The following is a 6,485-nucleotide window of genomic DNA, read 5'->3' as shown; positions in this document are numbered from 1 at the left end:
TTTGCTCAACGGTTAATTGTTTATATTTTTTCATGCAAGACAAATTTAGGCTTTTGACCTTAAACACTTGGAGGAAAACTCCAAGTGTTTTTAATTTATCTGTTGCACTTATAACTTGAACTTACATAAAAATAAATGAAAAAGATTTTGTTTACCTTTTTATTAGTTCCGATATTTTCTTTTAGTCAAGATGCTAAAGAAATTGCTAAAAAATGTATGCCGTCAACAGTGTCTGTGATAATGGAAGACAAATACAATCAACCTTTGTCCTTAGGCTCTGGTTTTATTGTAGGTGACGGGAAAATAATTACAAACGTTCACGTAATAAAAGATGCAATTTTTGGATACGCTATTATAAGTGGTGAAACACAAAGGCATAAAATTGAGGGTTATTTTTCAATAAATAAAAAAAATGATTTGGTCTTACTTTCAGTCCCTACATTAAAAGCAAAATCAATAGAATTTTCTCCTGCAAAACCCGAAATTGGCGAGAAAATCTATGCAATAGGCAATCCCAAAGGATTATCTGGTACAATTTCAGAAGGGATCGTTAGCGGGATTAGGTCTTTCGAGAATGAAGATTTAATACAAATTACAGCTCCGATATCTCCTGGAAGTAGTGGAGGTCCAGTTATTAATAATCAAGGACAGTTAATTGGTGTATCAGTTAGCACATTGGAATCAGGTCAAAACTTAAATTTTGCTATTCCATCCACATATGTTATTGAACTAATTGGAACTTCTACAAATCAAATGACAAAACTGAACATTAAATCTGTGCCTAAAAAAGCAAATCCCGTTATTAAAAATATCACTGAAGGTATTGAAATAATAAATCTCGAGTGGGAATATTTCCAGGGAATAAATCGTTTACAAGGATTTTCTATAAAAAATAATCTTTCAGTTGAAGTTAATAATGTTAAGTTATTAGTAGTTCTTAGAAACTCTCAAGGTATTCCTATAGACTATGCAGAGATAAACTTGTTAAATCATTGGAGGGAAAGTATTAAGCCACATCTTTCACTATACATCGATATTAGACATAGTTATGTTGGTTTAGGCGATAGAATACGAATGAGAAAAAATGGAGAAAAATTAGAAATGAGAATACTTGATTTTACGATAAAAGAATAAAATAATCTATTTCATTTGGCTATAGATTGGTCATGGTGAACTAGAAGTATAAAAATAGTTTATTGATACTTTACAGTAACGTAAACTATTTTTAGTAACCTCTTGTTATTTGTGCATTACCTTCTTCAATTTGTTCCGAATTATATTCCTGCTCCAAGTCTTCCACAAAATCATCTTTAGTTATCATTTCATACTTAAATCCAAAAATAATTTTTGCAACTTCTTTTTTGGGGATAAGCTGTGTAAATGAAATAGTGTCTATGATTTTTTCTATATCATCGTAATCTGAAGAATAACTTCTTTTTGTTTCATATTCTGCAATAACAGTGATAACTTTATTTTTGTCAATCCCCGAAATTATTGAAAACAACGTGATTTTTTCTTCTTCCCAGTCTTTTAAATATTTTACATTAGCGTCGTAAGCATCATTTATTGTGTCAGCTTGTGTTTTAATATTTTCTTTTTCTTTATTGCAGGAAGACACAAATAGCGAAATGAGTATTAATGTAATTATTTTCATGATTTATTTTTTTTCGATTTTTTTTCTAGTCTTTTCTCCTGTGATTAAATCAATTTCTATAATATAATTATTTTCAAGATAGTATATGGTATTAGAGGATTTATCGAGTACAAGACCTCTTTCAGCATGAAATGAATATCTGTCGTGGTTTTTATATTCATAAATGAACCAACAAAACAAAAGTGCTATTAGTATTAAAAAAACCCTTGAATAATTATTTATTTTCATATCAAAAACTTATTAAATTACATTTATTTAAATACACTAGTGCAATATAGCAAACTTTTTTAACATTATAGAATAATCGGATTTTCCATTATTCCAGAATTGAAAGTATAATAAATAGGAAGTTATTCTTGAGGTAGTTCTGTTTTTAATTGGATTCGTATATGTTTACTTGGGTTAACGCGCGTGAGGGATTGCAGTGAAAATCCTCCCGTGGTCATTGCGAGGTACGAAGCAATGACCACGGGAGATTGCAACGGAAAGCCCGACAGCATTTTCAAAAAGGCTATTTACAAAGTGAATTTGCCTTTTTGAAAATGGTGGCACGCCCAAGAAAAAAGCAATAGCTGGAAAAATATTTTAATTGGTTTCTAAAACACTTTCCGATTCCGATTCCCATTTGTCAACAGCCGTCGTGGCCAATGCATTTCCAAGTACGTTGGTCATACTTCGTGCCATATCGCAAAAGTGATCGATGGGTAAGATTAGGGCGATTCCTTCTGGTGGAATGCCAAACATGGCACAAGTAGCAACTACAACGATTAGCGACGCACGAGGCACTCCGGCAACACCTTTACTCGTTAACATCAAAACCAAAAGCATTGTAATTTGTTCGCCCAAAGACATTTCAATGCCGTACACTTGTGCGATAAAAACGCTGGCAAAAGTCATGTACATCATGCTTCCGTCCAGATTAAACGAATATCCAAGGGGCAAGGTGAAGGAAACTATTTTGCTTTTACAACCAAAACGTTCTAATTCTTCTACCAATTTTGGGAACACAGCTTCACTAGATGTTGTTGAAAAAGCAATTAAAAGGGGACTTTTTATTCTTTTTAGCAAGACCCAAAGGCGTTTGCCTAAAATAAGGTAACCTACAGTTAATAGCAACACCCAAAGGACTAAAATTCCGATTGTAAAATCGAGTAAATACCTAGCATACAAACTAAAAATTTCAAATCCATAATTTGAAACGGCGGCGGCAACCGCTCCAAAAACTCCCAAAGGAGCAACCCACATAATGTAAGTCACCATTTTTAAAATCACGTGCGAAGCAACATCTAGCGTTTTTATGATCGGATTGCCAATACTACCTAACGAGGAAAGTGCTATTCCAAATAAAATTGCGAATATTACAATTTGCAGAATTTCGTTCGTGGCCATGGCTTCAAAAATACTTTTGGGCACGATGTGAATTACAAAATTTTCGAGCGAAAAGGTTCCGGTGTTTTTTAGTAAATCGTCTGCGGAAGACAAGTTTTCCATTTTTATCGAAGTTCCTTTTCCGGGTTGCAACCAATTGACCAAAATAAGTCCGATAGAAAGTGAAATTAAAGAAGCTGTAAAAAACCAGGTCATGGCTTTAGCTCCTACACGTCCTACCATTTTCATGTCGCCCATTTTAGCAATTCCAACCACTAAGGTCGAAAATACGAGCGGTGCGATAATCATCTGGACCAAACGGATAAAAACGGTCCCCAAAAGCTTGATGTTTTTTGCAAAATCTGCTTTTACATCTGGGAATTGATAATGCACGATGCCTCCAAGCACGATGCCCAAAACAAGTGCAATAAGGATGGCAATAAATAATTTGTTATTGTTTTTCAAAACGATTTCTTTTATGCTGTGAAAATAGGAATATTTTTTAAAAAAGTCTTACAATGCATGTCGAAAGTTTGAAACTCATTCAATCTATGCAATCAGAAGTTGAAACGCAGCTTCTGTAACGCTTTAATTGGTTCCCTAAAAAAAATCAAATTTAAAATGCGATTAAAAGCTCGTTCAATATCCATCGGTGAAAATTGGATTTTTGTAAATAAATCATTCCGTTTAAATCGTCTGATCTACAAAAAAAAAAGTATATTTAAATTTTATTTCTTAAAATCAACGTCATGAAAAAATTATTATTCGCAACTATCTGTTTGTTTGGACTCAATGCCTTTTCGCAACAAGACTCGAGCCGAAAAGGCGAACAAGCGAAGCAGATGACGCCCGAACTGCTCTTTAAACTGGGTCGCGTTTCTGCTTTAGGAATTACAAAACCCGATGCTTCGGGACAAAAAAGCGTTATTTATAAGGTAACTACTGTTTCGGTTGAAGATAATAAATCGAGTAACAAAACGTATAGTATGCCTGTAAATGGAGGTAGTGCGACGGAAATTAAGGAATATGAAAATCTGCTAACCGACAAAAATATTTCCAAAGACAAAAAAATCTTGTACAGCGAAGAAGTAAAAATTTCGAAAGTTTTAGGCAAGGATTTTTATCCTAAATTAAACAAATCGGAAGTTCAAATTTACGATGGTTTGGATTACAGGCATTGGGACACTTGGAATGATGGAAAACACAACCACGTTTTTTATAAAGAATATAAAAAAGATGCCGTTGGAATTGACATTATGAAAGACGAAGCTTTTGACAGTCCACAAAAACCTTTTGGTGGCGATGAAGATTACATTTGGTCGCCAGACGGAAGTAAAATTATTTATGTTTCGAAGAAAAAAACAGGAACCCCATATGCCGTTTCTACCAATACGGATTTGTACGAATATGATTTGGCTTCGAAAAAGACAAAAAATTTAACCGAAGAAAACTTGGGTTACGATACCGCCCCACAATTTTCACCAGATGGAAATTTGACGTGGCTGCAAATGAAACGCGATGGATATGAAGCCGACAAAAACGACATTATCGTTTCATTCAAAGGAATGAAAATGAATTTGACAGCAGGTTGGGACGGAACAGTGGACAGTTTTAAATGGAGTGAAGATGGAAAAAAAGTGTATTTCTTGGCTCCTGTTGACGGAACGAAACAATTATTTGAAGTCAATTTCCCAGGACTTACTAGAATTGCAATTACAGTACAACAAATTACCAAAGGTGATTTTGATATGAATGAAATTGTGGGTTTTTCAGGTCAATCGGTGATTGTAACAAGAACGGACATGAACCACGCTTCGGAGATTTTTTCTTACAACTTAAAAAAAGGAGACTGGAAACAACTCACCAAAGTCAACGATGAAATCTATAACAAATTGGCTCTAAGCAAAACAGAAAGACGTTATGTTACCACAACCGATGGTAAAAAAATGTTGGTTTGGGTGGTACTTCCGCCAAATTTTGACCCCAATAAAAAGTATCCAACTTTATTGTATTGTGAAGGTGGTCCACAAAGTGCTTTGACGCAATTTTATTCCTTCCGTTGGAATTTTCAGGTAATGGCAGCTCAAGGTTATATTGTTGTGGCGCCAAACCGTCGTGGAATGCCGGGTCACGGTGTGGAATGGAACGAACAAATAAGTAAAGATTGGGGCGGACAAGTGATGCAAGATTACCTTTCGGCCATTGACGATGTAGCCAAAGAAAAATATGTAGACAGCAAAAGATTGGGAGCTATTGGAGCGAGTTACGGCGGCTATTCGGTTTTCTATTTGGCGGGAATTCACAACAACCGATTCAAGACGTTTATCTCTCATTGTGGTGTTTTCAACCTAGAAAGTATGTACGGCACAACCGAGGAAGTGTTCTTTAATAATTGGGACCACGGCGGTGCTTACTGGGAAAAAGACAATGCCGTTGCTCAAAAAACATTTACGCAATTCAACCCCATCAAAATGGTGGAAAAATGGAATACACCAATCCTAATCATCCAAGGTGGAAAAGATTACAGAGTTCCAATCGGACAAGGCCAGGAAGCGTTTCAGGCAGCTCAATTGAGAGGAATCAAAAGCCGATTTATATTGTTTCCAGATGAAAACCATTGGGTTTTGAAACCGCAGAATGCCCAAGTTTGGCAAGGAGAATTCTTTAAATGGTTGAAGGAGACGTTGTAGAAATAAGTTTTCAAAATATAAAATTCCGCAAGTTGATTCTAGCGGAATTTTTTTGTTTAAATTAATATTAAAAATATTTTTAGTAATCATCAGTCATTCTGTTTTTTAAATTATTTTTGTAAACAACATTCTTTCTAGAAGTATAAATTATTCAATGAACAACTCAATTATCAACCAATTAGACATTGTAGCTTTTGCAAAAAAAAGCAACGTTATTGATATTGATTTATTTGATGAAAAAAAATATGGAGCTATTCAAGTTTATGAAACTGAAAACCATCCTGCACTTTTTTTAAAAGAAGTTGACTCCTTTGATTTTACCACAATTAAACAAATTGCTGAAATCCACAAAATTTGCTGGAATTTTCAAAAAGTTCTTTTTTTATATGTTTATACTAAAACTGAAATACGAATTTATAATTGCTCTGAAAAACCTTTTAGTTTTGACGGTGAAACCAAAGAAAATGAGTTCGTAAATAAATTAGAAGATATTGAACTTTATTCTTGTAAAGAAACTGATAAAGAAAAACTCAAATTACTAAATACAATTTTTTCTAGACTTGCTATTGACACAGGCTTTATTTGGTCATCAGACAAAGCAGTAGAAATAAGAAAAAAAATAAAACTTCAGAATAGAGTAGATAAGTTTTTGATTCAAAGTCTTATTAATGTTTCAAAAGAATTAGAAGCACAAGGGTTAAATGACAAAAATTTAATCCATAAATTAGTTATGCGTTCTTTGTTTCTGCTATATTTAGAAGATCGAGGAGCTA

4 protein-coding genes and 1 pseudogene are annotated in these 6,485 nt (G+C 33.9%); 3 read left to right on the top strand and 2 right to left on the bottom strand.

The window, feature by feature from the left end; translation table 11 throughout:
* Positions 1-135: 135 nt before the first annotated feature.
* The gene (locus ACIQ2X_RS12480; protein ID WP_396179248.1) at positions 136-1,134 is read left to right on the top strand and encodes a trypsin-like peptidase domain-containing protein; all 999 of its coding nucleotides are present in this window, start codon (positions 136-138) and stop codon (positions 1,132-1,134) included.
* A 91-nt stretch (positions 1,135-1,225) separates the two neighbouring features.
* Here ACIQ2X_RS12480 and ACIQ2X_RS12475 read toward each other — a convergent pair whose 3' ends face one another.
* Positions 1,226-1,654 carry a hypothetical protein gene (locus tag ACIQ2X_RS12475; RefSeq protein ID WP_396179247.1) on the bottom strand — a complete coding sequence of 143 codons (429 nt, stop codon included), beginning with the start codon at positions 1,652-1,654 and terminating at the stop codon, positions 1,226-1,228.
* 585 nt (positions 1,655-2,239) lie between these two features.
* A complete protein-coding gene (locus ACIQ2X_RS12470; protein WP_396179246.1) occupies positions 2,240-3,487 on the bottom strand; it encodes a dicarboxylate/amino acid:cation symporter in 1,248 nt (415 codons plus the stop codon).
* Positions 3,488-3,771: 284 nt separating this feature from the next.
* Between ACIQ2X_RS12470 and ACIQ2X_RS12465 the strand changes: the two genes are divergently transcribed.
* Positions 3,772-5,712 (top strand): S9 family peptidase, encoded by a 1,941-nt coding sequence (locus ACIQ2X_RS12465; protein ID WP_396179245.1) that lies wholly within the window; start codon positions 3,772-3,774, stop codon positions 5,710-5,712.
* A gap of 154 nt (positions 5,713-5,866) precedes the next feature.
* Positions 5,867-6,485: pseudogene (locus ACIQ2X_RS12460) on the top strand (endonuclease); the annotation flags it as partial.

The sequence above is a fragment of the Flavobacterium sp. genome (assembly GCF_044368625.1).
Classification (GTDB): domain Bacteria; phylum Bacteroidota; class Bacteroidia; order Flavobacteriales; family Flavobacteriaceae; genus Flavobacterium.
Note: the sequence above shows the minus strand (reverse complement) of the source record. Positions and strands in the feature narration are given on the sequence as shown.